Annotated in this window: 12 protein-coding genes; 3 read left to right on the top strand and 9 right to left on the bottom strand. The window is 71.3% G+C overall.

The window, feature by feature from the left end; genetic code table 11:
* Positions 1-17: 17 nt before the first annotated feature.
* The 3 genes from WME73_RS28530 to WME73_RS28520 all read right to left on the bottom strand — a co-directional run bounded on the left by WME73_RS28530 (position 18) and on the right by WME73_RS28520 (position 3,603).
* Positions 18-1,436, bottom strand: a complete 1,419-nt coding sequence (locus tag WME73_RS28530; RefSeq protein ID WP_437911579.1) for an RNA polymerase sigma factor — start codon at positions 1,434-1,436, stop codon at positions 18-20.
* A gap of 256 nt (positions 1,437-1,692) precedes the next feature.
* Entirely contained in the window at positions 1,693-2,229 is a 537-nt protein-coding gene (locus tag WME73_RS28525; RefSeq protein ID WP_437911578.1) for a sigma-70 family RNA polymerase sigma factor, read from the bottom strand.
* A 939-nt stretch (positions 2,230-3,168) separates the two neighbouring features.
* Positions 3,169-3,603 carry a hypothetical protein gene (locus tag WME73_RS28520; RefSeq protein ID WP_437911577.1) on the bottom strand — a complete coding sequence of 145 codons (435 nt, stop codon included), beginning with the start codon at positions 3,601-3,603 and terminating at the stop codon, positions 3,169-3,171.
* A gap of 830 nt (positions 3,604-4,433) precedes the next feature.
* On the opposite strand from WME73_RS28520, the gene WME73_RS28515 reads away from it, so the two are divergent.
* Positions 4,434-5,651 (top strand): hypothetical protein, encoded by a 1,218-nt coding sequence (locus WME73_RS28515; protein ID WP_437911576.1) that lies wholly within the window; start codon positions 4,434-4,436, stop codon positions 5,649-5,651.
* A gap of 154 nt (positions 5,652-5,805) precedes the next feature.
* Here WME73_RS28515 and WME73_RS28510 read toward each other — a convergent pair whose 3' ends face one another.
* Positions 5,806-6,906 (bottom strand): hypothetical protein, encoded by a 1,101-nt coding sequence (locus tag WME73_RS28510; RefSeq protein WP_437911575.1) that lies wholly within the window; start codon positions 6,904-6,906, stop codon positions 5,806-5,808.
* Positions 6,907-7,324: 418 nt separating this feature from the next.
* Between WME73_RS28510 and WME73_RS28505 the strand changes: the two genes are divergently transcribed.
* Entirely contained in the window at positions 7,325-8,140 is an 816-nt protein-coding gene (locus WME73_RS28505; RefSeq protein ID WP_437911574.1) for a hypothetical protein, read from the top strand.
* Between the two features lie 335 nt (positions 8,141-8,475).
* Here the strand turns inward: WME73_RS28505 and WME73_RS28500 are convergent, their stop codons facing one another.
* Positions 8,476-8,961 (bottom strand): DUF421 domain-containing protein, encoded by a 486-nt coding sequence (locus WME73_RS28500; RefSeq protein WP_437911573.1) that lies wholly within the window; start codon positions 8,959-8,961, stop codon positions 8,476-8,478.
* Between the two features lie 7 nt (positions 8,962-8,968).
* Entirely contained in the window at positions 8,969-9,529 is a 561-nt protein-coding gene (locus tag WME73_RS28495) for a hypothetical protein (protein ID WP_437911572.1), read from the bottom strand.
* Between the two features lie 275 nt (positions 9,530-9,804).
* Between WME73_RS28495 and WME73_RS28490 the strand changes: the two genes are divergently transcribed.
* Entirely contained in the window at positions 9,805-11,025 is a 1,221-nt protein-coding gene (locus WME73_RS28490; RefSeq protein WP_437911571.1) for a phospholipase D-like domain-containing protein, read from the top strand.
* Positions 11,026-11,054: 29 nt separating this feature from the next.
* On the opposite strand, the gene WME73_RS28485 is transcribed toward WME73_RS28490, so the two are convergent.
* From WME73_RS28485 to WME73_RS28475, 3 genes are all read right to left on the bottom strand, one after another.
* Positions 11,055-13,022, bottom strand: coding sequence for a serine/threonine-protein kinase (locus WME73_RS28485; RefSeq protein WP_437911570.1), 1,968 nt, complete (start codon positions 13,020-13,022; stop codon positions 11,055-11,057).
* 114 nt (positions 13,023-13,136) lie between these two features.
* On the bottom strand, positions 13,137-13,649 hold the full coding sequence (locus WME73_RS28480; protein WP_437739534.1) for a hypothetical protein: 513 nt from the start codon (positions 13,647-13,649) through the stop codon (positions 13,137-13,139).
* Positions 13,650-13,924: 275 nt separating this feature from the next.
* A complete protein-coding gene (locus WME73_RS28475; protein ID WP_437911569.1) occupies positions 13,925-18,955 on the bottom strand; it encodes a HAMP domain-containing protein in 5,031 nt (1,676 codons plus the stop codon).
* Positions 18,956-19,465: the final 510 nt, after the last annotated feature.

The raw sequence follows: 19,465 nt of genomic DNA, 5'->3' as shown, positions 1-19,465 counted from the left end.
GCAGCGTGCCTGGGTCCTCACCGGCTGTTCATGGCCGCGTCGATGGCGCGGAGAAACATGCTGTTAGGGAAGGCCGCGCGGAACCGCTCGGCTCGCGCGTCGGCGTCGGCGCGCCGCCCGGCCTCGATGAGGGCCTGGATGGCCAGCGCCTCGCGCTGCTCGGCTCTCGGGCTGCGCGGATGGTTCCGTGCGTGCAGGGCCAGCACGTCGAGCGCTTCTGTCGCGTTCCCTTCGCTGAGCGCAAGGCCGGCGCTGCTGAGCAAGGCGCTCTCCTCGGTCGTGTCGTGCTCGCCGGGCGGGGCGGCCTTGCGAGAGGGGGCGCGTGACGGCGCCGCGGCCGCCACGTCCACGGCCCCCGGGGGCCCGGCGTCCATGACGGCGTCGGCCACGACGAGCCCGCCCGCGGCGCGCCCGCCGCGCCCTGCCCCGGTGCGCTCGGCTCGGTCGGACGCGGCGCCTTCGTCCTCGGCGCTGACGGACACCGCTGGCGCCGCGCCAGGCGGCGGGAACGCGGCATAGACCACGACGGCGCCCGCCCCGGCTCCCCCGAGGAACAGCGCCGCGCCTGCCTTGATGAGCCTGGATCGCGCGATCGTGACGACCGGCGGCGTGCGCTTCTCCCCGGTGGCGCCGGCGGCCTCCACCGCGTTCCCGAGACGGCACCGGTGGGGCGAGAAGGCGCCTGTAGGGGGCTGCGCCGCAGGGCCGCCGGAGCGGCTGTCCGTGCCGCGGGCCAACCTTCCGGTCGAGGCGAGCGACCGCTGGAGCCGCGCCCACAGCGGCCCGGCGAGCTCCTGCGAAACACCGATCCGGACCCTGCCTGCGTCGAGCAGCATGGGCCTGTCGGCCAGGGCGAACGGCACCAGGGCGAAGCGCAGGCCACGAAGGCCGAGCGCGTCCGGGTCCTGCACGGAGAGCCGCTTGACCGCGGCCGTGAACTCGATGCGGGCGCGCCTCAGCCGATCCCATGCCGTGTTCACGGGGATCTGGAGCGCCTGGGCGATGTCGCGCATGTCGCTTCCCTCGAGGTCGTAGAGCACGAGCACCGCGCGTCGTTCCTTCTCGATGCGCTGGATGAGCTCGCGGACGAGGCGCTGGGTCTCGGCCTGCGCGACCCGGCGCTCCGCGTCGAGCCCGGGGTCCGCGAGCTCGACGGGCTCGGCGCCGTCGAGCTCGAGCAGCTCTCGCTGGTTCCGGGCGAGCTCCCGGTGGCGGAGGGCGACGTGCGCGCTGATGCCCGCGACCCACGACTTGAGCGACAGGCGGGGATCGTGGTCCTCGAGGCGCCGGTGAACGACGAGAAACACCTCGTGAGCGACGTCGTGGAGATCGCGAGACGCGACGCCGAGCCGCCAGAGCACCGCGAGGACGTACGGGAGCAAGGTCTGATAGACCTCCTCGAACGAGGGCCGCGGGGACGACCCGATGACGGGCACGGGATCCCGATCGGGTGCGGCGGCGAACTCTGGGACGGGCGCTGGCGTCATCTCCGGGGCGGGCGCAGGCGCCGCCTCCAGGGCGGGTGCAGGCGCAGGCGCCGGGCCGGGCGCAGGAGGGGGCGCTGGGCGTGCTCGTAGTTCTTCCATGGATAGGTAGTCCGGCGAGGCCGGCCGGCTCGTTGCGAAATCGTATACGGGCTCGGCGCGACCGGCCGAGCGGGTACCGAAGGGAAGCCTCACCCCGGCGCCGGCGTCACCGAACGGCACCCTCGCTGAACGGCAGCCTCGGTGAGGCGAGCCTTTCGGCCAGCGCCCTCCTGGCGCGACGCAGCCGGGTGGCGGCCGAGTTGGGGTTCATGCGGCGCTTTCGTGCCCAGGCCACGAGGCTGAGGCGCCCGGCCACCGCGAGGAGGACCTCGCGATGGCCGGCGGGGAGCGCGGCGACCTCGCGGAGCGCGGCGCGGGCAAGGAGCTCTCCCTCGATCTCGAGAGGCGCCTGGCCGGCGGGCGCGAGGGGCGCGCCGCACAGGATCTCGCAACGAACATGGGCCTTGTCCCGGTAATGGGACACCTGGCGCCAGACGACTCCGTGCAACCAGGCGCGCAGCGCGTGGCGCGGGTGTCGCCGCGGGTCGGGGCGGTACCTGCGTGCTCGGATGGCTTTCCAGGCGCCGAGGAGCACCGTCTGGAGGAGATCTTCTCGATCGCGGGCGGGAACGTGGAGGGCGCGGAGCAGGAGGGCGACGAAAGGCCGCTCGGCCCAGAGGACCTCGATCGAGGGTGAGGCCACCGGGTGGAGCACCGCTGTCGGCGCGCTGCGTGCGCGACGGCGCGTCCGGGCTCCCGGCGCATCGGTGGACGGGCGGCGGCTCTCCCTCCGGGGAGGGATCGACAATGGGGTCTTCATCGGAGCGGAGTCCGGGACTGCCCCGCTTCTCGTTGCACAATCGACGGGCCCGCGTACCCGGGGGGTGCCAGAGCGCTCGTTCCGGCGGCAGGCGGGGGACGGGCGCTCGATCACGGGGACAGGTCGGGCCCTTATGAAGGGCGACGCGGGCTGTCGTCTGGCGAAAGATGAGAAAAGTACCTCGCTCTTCGTAATGCGATCAAACCGGAGGCGGTCTACCCGGGATGGTCTGGCAGCGCCCTGGGGGTCCCTGGTAACGCGACCGCGCTCACACCCCGGACAATGTCCACTCCTGCGGACTCTCCTCGTCCTTCAATCCCAGAATGGACACTAGATGTCCCTGCCGCATGGCACCGTCCCACTCGACGGATGTGGGCCCGGTGCTTGCGTCAATCGCCGGTACCATGCGAATCGTTTCAACGGTTGCCGCCCTCGTTTCTCTCCATGGAGTCGCTCTATGTGTTGCATCTTGTGTCATGCACCCATCGGAGACTTTCTCTGAGACGGAGATCGATACGCCAACAAGTGCTCCAGAAGCCGGCGACATCACACTTGAGGACGAAGCGGAGAACGGTCCCACAGCCGAAACGGAGGCGATCGGCACGCCCAAGATCATCCGCTGCAAGAGACATGAGCACGGCGCCGACTGCATGACGCGATGCGCCGAGGCAGGAATATCTTGCCCGGCCGGACGAAAACACCCGTACAAAGGCGACGTCAAAACTGGAGTGCTGTGGCAATGCAGATCCCTCCGCCTGGCCAGCAGCTGCTGGTACTATTACGAAAACGGAGATCGCTGTATATTCCTCGGCATGGTTCCCCTTATGTGCCGCTACGAGGGTGGAATTCCTGATTGAGAGCGCGCGCGTAGAACGCGGCCACGCGCGCCGCGCGCTTCCATTTCCGTCCGAACAGACACTCCATGCACCGAAGTGCGAGCGGGCAGAGCTCGGGCGACCGCTCACCGCCCGAGAGCGCAGCGGAACCTAGTCCGCGGAGTCGCCGCATCCGCTCGACGTCTTCCACGGTGATGGGTGTAGGCCCGTGCAGGCGACCGCGAATGTGCTCCACCATCGCCTCCTCGATGGCGATCAGGGTGTTTTCCCATGCCACGGGATCCACCTGGAGATCGGCGTCGCCGCGCTCGATCGCGTCGGCGAGGATGCGGATGTAACCGACGGCGTAGAGCTTGGCCATCGACGCCCAGTCGAGCAGATCCTCTTCTTCTTCCGGGATGAGTTGGTCCGGGTCAGACATGCCCGGAGTCTAGTGCCGTCTCACGATGCGGAAAGGCGCGGCGGCGTCGCCTCGTCCGAGGACGGTCTGGTGCGCGATAAGAGAAGGTGACCGAGCGCCAGACCGCCGCTGGCTCCCCTCGTCTGCTGGTGGGGGCGCACGGCCAGGCGGGCTCCTGGCGCCGCATCTCGCGCGGTCCGCTCGTCCCTCTTGCTGGGGCAGGCGGGGCAGACACCCTGGCATGACGTTCGCGCTGTAACTCCCGCGCAACGCTCCCCGTTGCGCCGGAGGTGGCTCCGCGCAGCAAGATCGCCCTGGCCGTGGCTGCCCTCCTGGGAGCGCCAGGTTGCGGGGCGGCGGACGACGCGAGTGATGCAGATCGGAGCGACGTGGAAGACGTCGATCGGCGCGCTGCATGCGCGGCGGCGCGTCCGGGGGCCCGGCGCATCGGAGGACAGGCGGCGGCCCTGCCGCCGGGGAGGGATTGGCAACGGGGTCTTCATGGGAGCGGTTTCCGGGACTGCCCCGCTTCTCGCTGCACAATCGACGGGCCCGCGTAACCCTAGGGTGCCAGAGCGCTCGTTCTGGCGGCAGGTGGGGGACGGGCGCACGACGGGGACAGTTCGGGCCCTCGTGAAGGGCGACGCGGGCTGTCGCTTGGAGAAAGATGAGAAAAGGACCTCGCTCTTTGTAATGCGATCGAACCGGGGTGGTCTGCCCGGGGTCGGTCTGGCGGCGCCCTGGGGTTCCCTGGTAGCGTGGCCGCACTTACCGCGGCGCGACCTCGACAGCGCCGCAGATCATGAGGAGCGGCGATGGCGACGCGGGCGCGACGTTGGCAGGGTGGGATCGTGGCGGTTTGCTGTGCGAGCACGCTCGGGCTCGGTATCGGGGTCGTGTCCGGCGGATGCGGGACGTCGACGGCGTACTTCTGCCCGTGGGATGAGGACCGAGGACCCAAGGGAACGCCTTGTGAGGTGCTCGAGCCCCCCGACGCCGGCGGAACTGGCGGGTGCGGCGGCGACGGTGGTGGCGATGGCGGCGACGACTGCGCGGCAGAGGACGACACGGACGTCGCCGTCACGCCCGATTTTGGCGACCTGATCCCGGCCGCAGAGGTCTGCGCAGGGCAGTGCGTACCGAAGGAGCCGCTCGGGTGGTCCGAGCCGGCGCTGCTCTGGATCGGCTCCGCCGACGGCGTGCCGAGCTGCCCTGCGACCGCGCCGATCGTCGGCTACAAGGGCTACGCGGATTTCGCGGCTCCGGCCCCGCGCCCGTGCCCCACCTGCGCGTGCGACCCGCCCGAGGCGAGGTGCGAGGTGCCGGCGGAATGGAACGCCTACACCAGCTTCCCTTGCGGCGGCCCCGAGGCTCCCGCGATCTCGTTCGCTGCCCCGGCTGGGTGGGACGGGACCTGCACCTCGGTCAATGCCGTTGAGGCCGGACGGACCTGCGATGGCGCCCCGTGCGTGCAGTCGCTCGCGATCCAGGCGCCTCGTGTCGTCTCCGCAGGTTGCGCGCCGAGGGTCGCGGAGCCGCCGGAGAACCCCGACGAGCCCGCCCCGGCGGAGAGCTTCGCGATCGTCGCACGGGCGTGTACTGGAAACGCGTCCCCCCCGTGCGCGGATCCGGGCATGACCTGCACGCCGGCACCGCCGATCGGCGACGCCGCGCCTCCCGAGGGATTCCTCACGTGCATCCACCGCGAGGGAGAGCAGGACTGCCCCACCACGTACCCGGACCGGCACGTCTTCTACGACGGCGTCGAGGACACACGCGGCTGCGCTCCTTGCGGCTGCACCGAGCCCACCGGAGCGACGTGCAGCGTCCTGGCCTCCGCGTTCAACGACGAAGGGTGCTCGCAGCTCGTCGCGGGCCTGGTGATCACGGCCGACGCCCCCGGTTGCGGAACCATCGCTGCGGGGACAGCGCTCGGAAGCAAATCGGTGAGCGTCGTCAGCCTTGAGCCCGGACGATGCGAACCGCTCGGCGGCGAGCCGGTCGGCGGCATCGCGCCGGCCGCGGCGGCGACGTTCTGCTGTCACCGCACCAGCTCTGTACCGGCCTGAGTCGGCGGCTCGTTCCGCGCGCAACAGTGGGCTCGCCAGGGAGGTAGCAGCCCGCGAGGGGCGCAGCCGCGACCCCCGCGCGCCGCGCTCGCAGCCGCCTCATGGGAATGGCCCTACCAGGCGCGCCCGATCCTTCGCGAAACCGCACGGAGGGTCAGAAGAAAGCGACCAGACGGAGCCCCACCGCCTGCGAGATAGGCGCCGTCTTCCACCCTGCGCCATCGACCGGTCGAAAGTGCGTCCGATGTATGTTGATCAAGAGGTCGCCGCTGAGCTGCCCTGCGAGGCGGGCCGAAAGCGGCACCTCCAGCCCCGCGCGAAGCCCGAGCCCCGCGTAGGGCAGCGCGAGCTCCCTGCCGGTGCTGACGTCGACGTGCCACACCGCGCCTGCCATGGCGAGGGCGCACCCGAAGAACCAGTCCGCGTGACCGCAGGGAAGGAGCGAGCCGCTCAGCCCCGACACGCCGATGGTCCAGCCGCGGTAGGGCTCGGCGATCGGAAGATCCCCGCGGGCCTCCAGCGAGAGCGAGAACCTCTCCCAGCGGGCGCCGGCGAACCCCGAGAACCCGACCGCCACGGAGGGCGCCACGCCGGCCCCGAGCAGCACCCCGGCGCCCACCTGAAGGCGAGGGCGCTTCGGCGGCGGCCCCGGGCGCGGAACGGGTCGGGCCGGCGCGGCGACCGGGTGGGGCGGCTTCGAGGCCGGCGCCTTGGGTGGCGCCCCCGGCGAGACGGATGGAGCGGCCTCCCCCGGCGCCGGCGGAGGCGACGCTGCGTTGTTGGACGGCGCGTCCGGCGAGACGGATGGAGCGGCCTCCTCCGGCGCCGGCGGGGGCGGCGGCCCTGAGGGCGGCGTGGGAGCGCCCCCCGGTGCAGGCCGTGGTGGCAGGAACGGGCGCATGAAGATGCTGAGGGAGAGGCCGATGTGCTGCACCAGCACGCCACAGATCGGGTTCGAGAGCTCCTGGCGGCCGAGCTCCCGGCCATCGCGGTCATGGAGCACGATCTCTCCCTGGAACGCCGTCCCCTTGCGCTGGACGACTACCTCGATGTGCCGCGCGCCGTCGTGAACGAACGGGTCGACCCCGGCGAGCTGGCTCGCGACGATCGCCCGGAGGCTCGGCTCCTCTGGGCACCCCTCGGCGCCAGGCCCCCGCGTGTAGGACAGCCGCGCGCCGCGCGGCGCGCCCTGCGCGAGCGCCCCGGGCGCCGCCAGGAAGAGCGAGGCGGCGAGCGGCAGCACGGCGCGATTCATCCTCCGGATCCGGTTGCGGGCGAGCGCGAGGCGGACATGAGCGGAGCTCCCTCCACTGTACTATTTACTATGTCCGGCAAGGTCCCCCGGATCGTTGCGAAATCGTGCGCCGGAGCCGAAGAAAGAACGAGCCGGCGAGGCGCCGTCCGTGCGCCGGTTCGGCCGGCTGGACCTCGGGGGAACACGCGCTGGCGGCACCGCGAGCGGCAACGAGCTGGCGACGCCGCCGACCCACGCCGGCCGGCGCGGCCACCCCCGTCACGCTGGCCGGCGTCCGGCGTGGCCTCCCTGGAAACGAAAACGCCCTCCGCACGGAGCAAGAAACCGGCGGAGGAGCGGACGAAAGAGCGCTTGCGCGGGAGACGTCGCGTGCCGCTAAAATCCCCGGTTTCAGACGGAGGGGAAGGAGGAGGGATCCGTGGCAGGTTACGGATACAGCTATGTTACGGACAAGGCGTTCAGCGCCTTCGCGCGCGAGCTCGAACAAGGGGTCTGGAAGAGCGTCTCGATAGAGAAGTACGACGTGCCGAGCCGCGTTCCGGCGGCGTTGCTCCTCGAAGCGCCGCGCCCGGTCGTGTGGAAGACGCGCGTCCGGTGGACGATCGCGGGGCTCGACGAGGCGCTCGGCGTCGCATCGGCCGCGGAGCTCGCGGAGCTCGACGCGGAGTGGGACTCTTCGCAGCGAGCGCTCCACATGTTCCTCGGCTCGGCCGCGGAGCACCGAGAGCCCGCGCACCGCGACGCGGCCGTTCGGCTCCGCGGGGCCCTGCTCGCGGGGGCGGGCACCGAGCAGGCCGGCTATGGGTACGACGCCGAGGTGGACTTCGGCTGGCACCAGGTCGCCATCGCGGAGAGGGCGCCGCTCGCCGCCGATGTGAAGAAGGTGGGCGCCGCGGCGCACCTGAAGCGCATCGAGGAAGCAACGGCGGCCCTCGCCAAGGGCCTCGGCCGGGGCCCCGGCCAGAAGCGCGCAGCCCCCCGATCGAAGCGCATCCGGGAGACCATGGTCGCTTGCAGGACGGCGTTCAACGCCATCCACGAGGAGATCGACTGGCTCATCGAGCACACGCCGAACGGCAAGCACCGCGAGCACCTGGAAGCGCTGCGCGCTCCCTTCCTGGCGCTGCTCGAGCGCAACCCGCCGCGCGCCCTGCCCGCCGCCGAGGAGGAGAAGGAGGGCACCGGGGAGTCGCCGTCGCCGCCGCCGGAGACCCCAGCCGTCGCGCCGGGCTGAGAGCCTCCGCGGCGCCGGGCGCCCGCGCCGCCCGCCCCCTCGGACAGCAGCCGCGACCGGCGCCCGCCCCCTCGGACAGCAGCCGCATGCGCCGCCCGCTCCCTCGGACAGCAGCCGCATGCGCCGCCCGCTCCCTCGGACAGCAGCCGCCGGCGCCGCCCGCCGCCTCTGACAGCAGCCGCCCGCGCCGCCCGCTCCCTCTGACAGCAGCCGCCCGCGCCGCCCGCTCCCTCTGGCAGCAGCCGCCCGCGCCTCCCGCCGCCTCGGACAGCAGCCGCCCGCGCCGCCCGCTCCCTCGGACAGCAGCCGCCGGCGCCGCCCGGCCTGACCGCCGCTCACACGCCTTCGTCCCGCGTCCTGGCCCGGGCGACGGGCAGGGCGTGGCCCTGCTCCGGGACGATGGTGAGAGCGCCGTCCGCCTCCAGGATGGCCCATCGCACCTGGGAGAGGTGCTCCAGCCCGCTCTTGTGCATCTCGGACAGGATCTCCTCCGGCTGGATCCGCTCGCGATTGCACGCCTCCTCCAGGATACGGCCCTTCGCGACCAGCACCGTGGGCGAGCCGTCGATGACCTTGGACGCCTTCGGGACGAGGTGCGTCAGGAGGGACGTCAGGAACACGAGCACGAGGACGGTGGACACGCCCGCGAGCGCGTTCGCGAGCGACGCCTCGCGGACGAGGGCCTGAGAGACGATCTCGGGGATCAGCATGAGCGTGACGAGCTCGAACGGCGACATCGAGCTGAGCTCGCGCTTGCCGAGCACGCGGAACGCGGCGGCGAGGAACACATAAACGACGGCGACGCGGGCGACGGTCTCCATGGTGATCTCAGGGGAAGATGAACGTGCGGAGCGGCACGTGGACGCCGCGCTCCCCACCGCACGACAGGGTCGCGTTGCCCGAGGCGAGCCAGCTGCGCTCGCCGCGGAGCTCGATGTCGATCCGGCGGCGCTCGCCGGGCGCGAGGTCGCCCAGCGCGAAGCGCCCGAACGCCGCCTCCGCAGGCGTGGTGTGGTGCTCCTCGAAGCTGTCCAGGTAAGCCTCGTCGAGCGTGAGGGCGGCCGCCCGGCAGGGTTCGCCCGCCGTGTTCTCCACGTCGAACGTGATCCGCTCCATGTCGCGGAAGCGCATCCGCTCGGGGTAGGCGACGCGCAGGGTGAGCCCCTGCGCCGTCGCCTCGCGCGTCTCCAGCGCGTGCATGAACAAGGCGCTCGCGGCCACGCAGGCGAGCGCGAACGCGCCGATCGCGTGCAGGGGATGCAGGGCGAAGCGGCGCCCCAGGGGCGGCGCGGACGGCGGTGTGGGCTCGGGTTCGGACGGCGCCCGGCGCGACCTGGTGCGCGTCCGGGCGGGCCGAGGAGCGGAGAGCTCGCGGGCGGCGGGGATCATCGCGCCCACGCTTTCAAGACTGGTGCCGCGGCCCGCTCGCGCACGCGCGGCCCGCTCGCGAGGACAGCCGCTGCGCCGGAGAGGCCGCTTGCCCCGCAGGCGCCGCGGACGGCGCCGTGAGCGTGGCGCTTTGCCACGTGGTGAGCCTCCTGTTGCTGACTTCCCTGCGCGATCGCGCCTTGGCGATGTGGCACACGGGCTGCTTGAGCCACGGCGGTGAGCGCGCGGGCCGCTGTGGCAATCGAGCTGCAGCCGCCCGGCGTTCGGGACTCGACATGACCTGCTCGGCGCCGACGTTTCCAGGCTCCAGGGCGGACTCCAGCACCGGTCGCGCTGCGGCAGGGGGCGCTCTCCACACGACGCGCCTCCTCCCCGGGATGAAATGGGTGCTCGAGTCGCTCCTCGATGACATCGCGCTCGCCCGGGAGCGGATATGGATCTCCACGTACATCTACCGCAACGATCTCATGGGTCGTCGCTTCGCCGACGCCTTCGCGAGCGCCGCGCGGCGAGGCGTGGATGTCCGGCTCCTGTACGACGCGCTCGGCAGCCACACGACGCCGGCGGCGTTCTTCGAGGACATGAGGGCTCGCGGCATCCGCGCCCGCGCCTACAGGCCGCTGGGCGCCGTCCTCCGCGGGGGCGCCCTGTTCCCGCGGGAGCACTCGCGCATCGTGGTGATCGACGGCGCCGGGTACGTCGGCGGCGCTGCGTGGGCCGACGAGTGGCTGCCGCGCGACGAGGGCGGCGACGGCTGGCACGAGGTCTGTAGCCGGGTGATGGGGCCCTGCGTGACCGACATGGCGCGGGCGTTCGAGTGCCGCTGGATGCTCGCCGACGAGGCCGCGGGGCGCTCCTTCGATTACTGGACGGGCGGCGTCTACGACGACGTGGAGTTCATCACCGACGCGCCCACGCCGCCCGCGGTCATCTACGAGCGCCACCTCGCGCGGGTGCGCGCGGCGAGGCGGCGGGTGTGGATCGAGAACGCGTACTTCTGTCCTCCGCGCGGGCTCGAGCGCGAGCTCATCGACGCCGCGCGCCGCGGGATCGACGTGAAGATCATCGTGCCGCGCGACTCCGACCTCCCGGCCATCCGCCACGCGAGCCTCGCGCGGTACACGTCATGGCTGGAGAACGGGCTCCAGATCCACGAGTTCCTCCCGTCGATGCTCCACGCGAAGTTCGCGGTGATCGACGACGACTGGGCGACGGTGGGGACCTTCAACGCGAACTCGACGAGCCTGAGGTGGGTGAGCGAGGCGAACCTCATCGTCAAGCAGCCCGCCTTCGTGAGGGACGCGGCCCGCCTGTTCGAGCAGGACCTCGGGCGGAGCGAGGCTGTACGCCTCGACAACCTGCCCAGGCAGGGCCCCTTCGCGCAGGTGCGCAACGCGCTGTGGAGCTTCGGCCTCGACCTGGTGGAGCCTCGCTATGCGGGCGCGCTCCCCGAGGCCGAGCGTGAGGGCGGGTTCCTGCAGGCGCTCGGCGTCTAGACCCGCCCGCCGGGCCGGCATCCGGGCCGCTACGGCGCCGCTGGAGCGCTCGAAGAGCCCTCCGCTGCGCCGGCATCCGCGGCCGGCGGCGCCTCCTCGGTGGTCGCCGGACGGCGGTGGACGCCCGGCTCCTTCTCGGTCGTCCCGGCGTCATCGTAGACCTCCACGGCGCTCGTCGACGCCTCGGCGGCCGGCGGGCAGGCCGCTTCCCCGCCTTCCCGGTCTCCGCCAGCCGGACAGGCGGCGCTCCCTGGCGCCTGCGCCGAGCCGGCGGCGACCGGCTGCGCCGTCGAGGCCGGCGCCTCCGGGCCCGCGCTGGGCCCGGACGACCCGGGCGGCGCGCTCGCCGCTGGCGCCGGCGGCTTCCCGGTCGCGGCTGGCGCGTTCGCCGCCGGCGCCGCGATCGCAGCCCGCGCGGCGGCCGTGGCTGGCGCCTGAGGCGCGGGGACCGCGGCCTTCAGCGCGCGCGCCGGGCGCGGCGCCGTGGGTCCGACCGGCGGCGCCACGCTCCCGTGCGCCACGCCGGTCGGATGGGAGCTCACCTCGAGCGGTGGCTGCGCCGGAGACGGCGCCGCGGCGATCATCGCCACGGGCTGGACCGGCGGCGCCGGCGTCGACTCGCCTGCGCGACCCGCCGTGCCCAGCGCGACGCTCCACACCGCCGCTCCCGCCAGGGCCACGAGCCCGGCCGCCGCGACGCCGCGGAGCGGAAAGCGCTCCCGCCACGACGACCGCGGCGACGGAGACGCCGCCCCCGGCAGATTCACCATCGCGGTCGCCTCGGACCACGCGCGCTCCCCGCTTTCCTCGATCCCCTTGCGCTCCGCCGCCTCCGGCGCGCTGTGACCCGCCGCAGCCGCCGCCCCCGGCGCCCTCTGCGCGGCCGTCACGGGCAGCTGCAGCTCCAGGGAGTCGTCCGCGCGGCGCGAGTGCAGCGTCGGCGCGGAGCTCACCGCATTCAGCCGCGGCGACGGCGACGGGATCTGGCTGGCCCGCTCGTCCAGCCATTGCGCGCGGAGCGACGCGCCGCACACGTCCTCCGAGACTCCCCTCGAGACAAGCCACGTCGCGAGCGCGCTGCCCAGCTCGCGCATGCTCCCCCAGCGATCCGCCGGATCCTTGCGCAGCCCGCGCTCGATGATCGACCACAGCGCCGGATCCGAGCCGCACCGCTCGACGAGCGAGCGCACCGGATCCTGGACGATCGCGCGCAGCGTCCCGAACCCGTGCTCCCCGGCATACGGCGTCTCACCCGCGATCGCCTCGTACAGCATCGTGCAGAGCGCCCAGATGTCCGCTCGATGATCGATGTGGCCTTGCCCGAGCGCCTGCTCCGGCGGCATGTACTGCGGAGTCCCGATCACGGCCGCGCCCGTCGATCCGGACTCGGGCTCGGTCCACGTCACCTTCGCGATCCCGAAATCGACGACCTTGGGCCTTATCCGCCCGTCGCCCTGATTCGCGAGCATCACGTTGTCCGGCTTGAGATCCCGGTGAACGACGCCCCGCTCGTGGGCCGCGTGCATCGCGCTCGCGACCGGCAGCAGGATCGCGAGCGCCACCTCGGGAGCGAGCCGGCGCTCGCGGCAGAGCACGTCCCGGAGGGCCTCGCCCTCCAGGAGCTCCATCACGATGTACGGGGTGCCGTCCGCGGTCTTGCCGAGATCGAAGACACGCACGATCCCGGGGTGGCTGAGCTTCGCCGCGGCCCGCGCCTCGCGCAGCAGGCGCTCGGCGATCGCGGGAGAGCGCATCTCCGGCCGCAGCACCTTGATGGCCACATTGGCCTCGAGCGCCGTGTTCGTGGCGACCCAGACAGACCCCATCGCGCCCTCTCCCGCTTTGCGGAGGAGCTGGTACTTCTCGCCCACCACCGTGTCGACCTCGAAGCATTCCCCTGAGGTGTGCTCGAACGCCTGGGTCATGTTGCTCGACATGCGCTCTCCTGCCGTCTGCTCCGGCCATCCGCCGCTCGCCACGCGACGAGTCTGGAGCATCGCGTGTGCCAGGCGAACCGCTCGGGGAGCTCCTGAAACCCTGCACGGGCGCGTCAGCGGCAGCGCGCCTCAGCGAGGCAAGTTGCCACGTGCCTTCCGCCTTCCCGCGACCGCTCAGATGAAGCTGTCGTAAGGACGCCGCTGCGAGCTCTCGCTCCGGACGTCCTCGGCGCCGGCATACTCGAGGATCAATTCCAGGATCTCTGCATCTCGCTCGGAGGAAGCATTTACGCCCACGAGGATCGCGCCTTGTCGTAGGCCGCTGTCGTAGATGCTCGCCCGGTGCTCCGGAATGCCGGCGCTGACGAGCGCGTCGACGAGCCCGCCGGCCGCGCCGCCCGCGCCAGCTCCGGCGAGCGCAGCCTCGATAGGCCCCGCCGCCACGAGCCCCAGGCCAGGGAACGCCGCGCCCGCGCCGAGCACCACGAGCGCGGTCGAGGCCGCCCCCGCCCCACCGACGTCCGCCGCCGCGCCCGCGGTTCCGTCCACGGCGCGATGGTCGCGCCCCGCACCGCTCATGACAAGGCTGATGGCGTCACGCGTGTATCCGCAGCTCATCACGCGCTCAACCGACCTCTCGGCGTCCGACCACGTCCTGACAAGACCGGTCACCAGCTTTGGCCTCACCTACAGCTCCTTTCCCGACGAACGTCCTCGCGCGCGCCCTGCCTGTATTCTGGAAACCCACATCGCCACAGCAGGCGACAGCAGGCGGCATGCCAAATGAAAATGCGGGAAATGCTCGGTACTCTGCGCGGTCGATCGCCCGTGTACCGCGCAAGAGCTTGCGCAGGTGCGCCACACTGAGGCGTCGTTGCAGCGCAGACGAAACCGCCGGGCGTGCTCGGGGGCGATCGCAGGGCGTGGTGCGGAGAGCAGCGGTGACGGGAGATGAAGCGAGCTCAGCGATGCAGCCAGATGCGGAGCTGCGCCAGCAGCTGCTCCGTGTCGACCGGCTTCGAAATGTAGTCGGTCGCGCCCGCTTCCAGGCACTTCTCCCGGTCGCCTTTCATCGCCCTCGCCGTGACGGCGATGATCGGTAGCGTCTGGAATACCGGCTGTTTGCGGATTGCGCGGATCGTGTCGTATCCGTCCATCTCCGGCATCATGATGTCCATGAGCACGACGTCGATCCCGCTCGTGCTCCCCAGGAGCTCGATGGCGGCCTTCCCCGTGTCGGCGGTGAGGGTGGTCATCCCGTAGCTCTCGAGGACGGTCTTCAGCGCATAGATGTTGCGGAAATCGTCGTCGACGATCAGCGCACACTTGCCGGCGAGCGCGGCGGTCGACTCGTGGAGCTGCTCCACGATGAGCCGCGTCGGCTCCGGCAGATCCGAGAGCCGGCGGTGCAGCGCGAGCGTAATCTCGTCGAGCAGGCGCTCTCTCGACTGGACATGCTTCACGGGCAGCTTCTGCGCCAGCCGGGAGAGCTGCGCCTCGTCGTCCCCGGCGACGCCGGCCGGCGCGTACACGATGGCCGTGAGATCGGCGAAGCGCCCTGCGCGATCGAGGCGCTCGATGAGCTCGAGGCCGGGCATGTCCGGCAGGTGCAGGTCGATCACGATCGCGTCGAACGCCTCGCGATCGAGCGCGTCGAGCGCCTCCTGGGCCGTCGTCGCGCTGGCGACCGTGGCCTCCGCGTCCCCGAGCAGCTCGGTCACCGGGGCGAAGGCGGCCTCGTCCGGCGCGACGACGAGCAGCCGGCGCCGCGGCGAGCCGATCAGCCCGGCGAGCCGCGCGAACGCCTCGTCGAGCGCCGTCCTGCTGCTGAGCGGCTTGTTGAGCAGGCCCACCGCGCCCATCCGCCGCGCGCGGCTCCGCTCCTCCTCCGTCTCTGTCGTGATCACCTGGACAGGGATGTGCCGCGCCGAGAGATCGCGCTTCAGGCAGTCGAGCACGCGCCACCCGTCGACGTCGGGCATGTTGATGTCCAGCGTGATCGCCGCGGGCTGGATCTCTCGCACCAGCGCGAGCGCGGTCGCGCTGCGGAGCGCGACGACCGCCTTGAAGCCGTGCTCCCGCGCGACATCCACGAGGAAGCGGGCGAACACGGTGTCGTTCTCCACGATCAGGATCGCGCGGTCGCCGGGGCGGACGCTCTCGCTGTCGTCGATGATCTGGACGTCCGCGCTCGCGGACGTGCGATCCGACGGCCGGCTGCTGTGGACGGCATCATCGATGGACGGCGGCGCGTCGAGGACGTGAGTCGGCTGCCGCCGCGCCGCCCGCACGGGCCGGAAGGTGCGCGGCAGGTAGAGCGTGAACGTGCTGCCGCGGCCCGGCGCGCTGACCAGCGTGAGATCGCCGCCGAGCATCCCCGCGATCTCCCGGCTGATCGCGAGCCCGAGCCCGGTGCCGCCGTACTTGCGGCTCGTGCTGCCGTCCGCCTGCTGGAACGCCTCGAAGACGATCTGCTGCTTGTCCGGCGCAATCCCGATCCCTGTGTCATGGACGGAGAGGGCGATCACCACATCGGCCCGGCTGAGCACTTCGTTCTCACGGCTCCAGCCGCCGCGGGCCACTGTCACCTCCAGGACCACCTTGCCGCGCTCGGTGAACTTGAAGGCGTTGGAGAGCAGGTTCTTGATCACCTGCTGCAGCCGCTTCGCGTCGGTGAACATCGACGTCGGCAGCGTCGACGAGAAGGAGAGCTCGAAATCGAGCTTCTTCGCCTCGGCGACGTGCCGGAACGTGCGGCGCACGTAGTCCGAGAGGTCCGTGAAGCTGATCTCTCCGACGTCGACCACGACGGTGCCCGACTCGATCTTCGTGAGATCGAGGATGTCGTTGATGAGCCCCAGGAGATCGGTGCCTGAAGCGTGGATCGTCTTCGCGTACTCGACCTGCCTCGCGGTGAGGTTCTGGTCGTTGTTCCTGGAGAGCTGGTCCGACAGGATGAGGAGGCTGTTCAGCGGGGTCCTGAGCTCATGGGACATGTTGGCCATGAACTCCGACTTGTACTTGGACGTGAGGGCGAGCTGGCGCGCCTTCTCCTCCAGGGCCTGGCGGGCCTGCTCGACCTCGTGGTTCTTCCGCTCGACCTCCACGTTCTGCTCCGCCAGGAGGCGCGCCTTCTCGCCGAGCGCGGCGTTCGTCTCCTGGAGCTCCTCCTGCTGGCTCTGGAGCTCGCGCGCCAGCGACTGGGACTGCTTGAGCAGGTCCTCGGTGCGCATGTTGGCCTCGATCGTGTTGAGCACGATGCCGATCGACTCGGTGAGCTGGTCGAGGAACGCCTGGTGGGTCGGGCTGAAGCGCTCGAGCGACGCGAGCTCGATGACGGCCTTCACCTGCCCCTCGAAGAGCACCGGCATCACGATGATGTTCACCGGGGGCGCGTCGCCGAGGCCGCTCGTGATCGTGATGTAGTCGTGGGGCGCGTTGACGAGGAGGATCTTCTCCTTCTCGAGCGCGCACTGCCCGACGAGCCCCTCGCCCAGCTTGAACTGGTTGTCGACGTGCTTGCGCTCCTTGAACGCGTAGCTCGCGAGCAGCTTCAGGACGGGCTCCTCGCGGGCGGCATCCATGATGTAAAAGACGCCCTGCTGCGCCGTGACGACGGTGGCCAGCTCGGACAGGATCCTCCGGCCGACGGTGAGGAGATCCTTCTGCCCCTGGAGCATGCGCGAGAACTTGGCGAGGTTGCTCTTGAGCCAGTCCGTCTCGCTGTTCTTCAGCGTCGTGTCCTTGAGGTTCCGGATCATCTCGTTGATGTTGTCCTTCAGCGCGGCGACCTCGCCCTGCGCCTCGACCTTGATGGACCGGGTGAGATCGCCCTTGGTCACGGCGGTGGCGACCTCGGCGATCGCGCGCACCTGCGTGGTGAGGTTCGCCGCGAGCTGATTCACGTTGTCGGTGAGGTCCTTCCACGTGCCGGCCGCGCCGGGCACGCTCGCCTGCCCGCCGAGCTTGCCCTCGACGCCGACCTCGCGCGCCACCGTCGTCACCTGATCCGCGAACGTCGCGAGCGTCTCGATCATGCCGTTGATCGTGTCCGCGAGCGCGGCGATCTCCCCCTTGGCGTCGACGACCAGCTTGCGCTTGAGATCGCCGTTGGCGACCGCGGTCACGACCTTGGCGATGCCGCGCACCTGGTTCGTCAGGTTGCCCGCCATCGAGTTCACGTTGTCGGTGAGATCCTTCCAGGTGCCGGCGACGCCGCGGACGTCGGCCTGCCCGCCGAGCTTGCCCTCGGTGCCGACCTCGCGGGCGACGCGGGTGACCTCGGAGGCGAAGGAGCGGAGCTGATCGACCATCGTGTTGATGGTGTTCTTGAGCTCCAGGATCTCTCCCTTCACGTCGACCGTGATCTTCTCGGAGAGGTCGCCGTTGGCGACGGCGGTGGTGACGGCGGCGATGTTGCGCACCTGGGAGGTGAGATTGCCGGCCATCGAGTTGACGGAGTCGGTGAGATCCTTCCAGGTGCCGGCGACGCCGCGGACGTCGGCCTGCCCGCCGAGCTTGCCCTCGGTGCCGACCTCGCGGGCGACGCGGGTGACCTCGGAGGCGAAGGAGTTGAGCTGGTCGACCATCGTGTTGATGGTGTTCTTGAGCTCCAGGATCTCTCCCTTCACGTCGACCGTGATCTTCTTCGAGAGATCGCCCTTGGCGACGGCGGTGGTGACGGTCGCGATGTTGCGCACCTGGGCCGTGAGGTTCGACGCCATCGAGTTGACGGAGTCGGTGAGATCCTTCCAGGTGCCGGCGACGCCGCGGACGTCGGCCTGCCCGCCGAGCTTGCCCTCGGTGCCGACCTCGCGGGCGACGCGGGTGACCTCGGAGGCGAAGGAGTTGAGCTGGTCGACCATCGTGTTGATGGTGTTCTTGAGCTCCAGGATCTCTCCCTTCACGTCGACGGTGATCTTCTTCGAGAGATCGCCGTTGGCGACGGCGGTGGTGACGGCGGCGATGTTGCGCACCTGGGAGGTGAGGTTGCCGGCCATCGAGTTGACGGAGTCGGTGAGATCCTTCCAGGTGCCGGCGACGCCGCGGACGTCGGCCTGTCCGCCGAGCTTGCCCTCCGTGCCGACCTCGCGGGCGACGCGGGTGACCTCGGAGGCGAACGAGCGGAGCTGGTCGACCATCGTGTTGATGGTGTCCTTGAGCTCGAGGATCTCGCCCTTGACGTCGACGGTGATCTTCTTCGAGAGATCGCCTGTGGCGACGGCGGTGGTGACGGCGGCGATGTTGCGCACCTGGGAGGTGAGGTTGCCGGCCATCGAGTTGACGGAGTCGGTGAGGTCCTTCCAGCTGCCGGCGACGCCGCGGACGTCGGCCTGCCCGCCGAGCTTGCCCTCGGTGCCGACCTCGCGGGCGACGCGGATGACCTCGGAGGCGAAGGAGCCGAGCTGCTCGACCATCGTGTTGACGGTCTTGGCGGTCCGGAGGAACTCGCCGTCGAGCGGCCTGCCGTCCACCTCGAGGGCCATCGTCTGCGAGAGATCGCCCTTGGCCACGGCGCCGATGACGCGCGCCGTCTCGGCGGTGGGGTGGACGAGATCGCCGATCAGCGCGTTGATGCACGCGATCTCGTCGGCCCATGCGCCGCTCACCTCGCCGATGAAGGCGCGCTGGGAGAGCTTGCCCTCCTTGCCCACCGCGCGGCTCAGGCGGGCGAGCTCCTTCGCGAGCTTCTCGTTGCGCTCGACGACATCGTTGAACGTATCGGCGATCTTCCCGTCGAGCCCGAGCCAGTGGACGGGCAGCCGCACCGAGAAATCGCCCTTCTTCAGGCCCGTCAGCGACATCAGCAGCGTCCGCCGGTCGAGCTCGTCGCTCTCGAGCGGCGCGGCGGCGTGGGGGCGCTCGGCCGGGCGGGCCTTCCTCGCGCGCGCGGCGCCGTGCTGCAGCCCATCCCCGGACGCGGCCTTCTTGCTCTTGCCATTGCCGGCTCTCGCCTTGCGGGCCGCCTTGTCGAGGTCGCTTCGCTGCTCCATGCCGCTGTTCTCCTGGTCCCGCCTGCGGGCAGGACCGATCGGTCAATAAGAAGGGAAATGAGCGCGCGCCCCGGGCGCGGAGGGGCCCAGGGGCGCTGGAGGCCGTCGTCGGACCCGGTGCCCCGGCGTGAGCCCAGGGCGCCGCGCGAGAGGACGGCAGGAGGACAGGCCCCCTCGCCTGGACGGCGGCGTCATCGATCGAGGCTGCGCTCGGGCTCCGCGCGACGCTTCCCGCCGCCGAGGAGCGGGGCCCTCGCTGAAAGGCCGCGAGGGGGCCGTCGGGGTCCCCTCGGGTTCAGGCTTCATGGCACGTCGGCCATGCGCTTCTGCTCCCACCGCGCAGCAGCATGGGCTCGTATTACTAGCAGGCGCTCAGCCGGGCAAGCTTCGCGCCACGCGCAGCACGCAGCACGCGCGTGCGGCGCGCAAGGCGCGCGCGTCCGCGGCGCGCGGTCGGCCGAGCGCGCGCGTGAAGCCGCGGCGGGACACCGGCGGAAGCGGCCCCCGCGC

This window comes from Sorangium sp. So ce302 (genome assembly GCF_051530145.1).
Taxonomy (GTDB): Bacteria; Myxococcota_A; Polyangia; order Polyangiales; family Polyangiaceae; genus Sorangium; species Sorangium cellulosum_B.
This window is presented reverse-complemented; position numbering and strand designations above follow the sequence as displayed.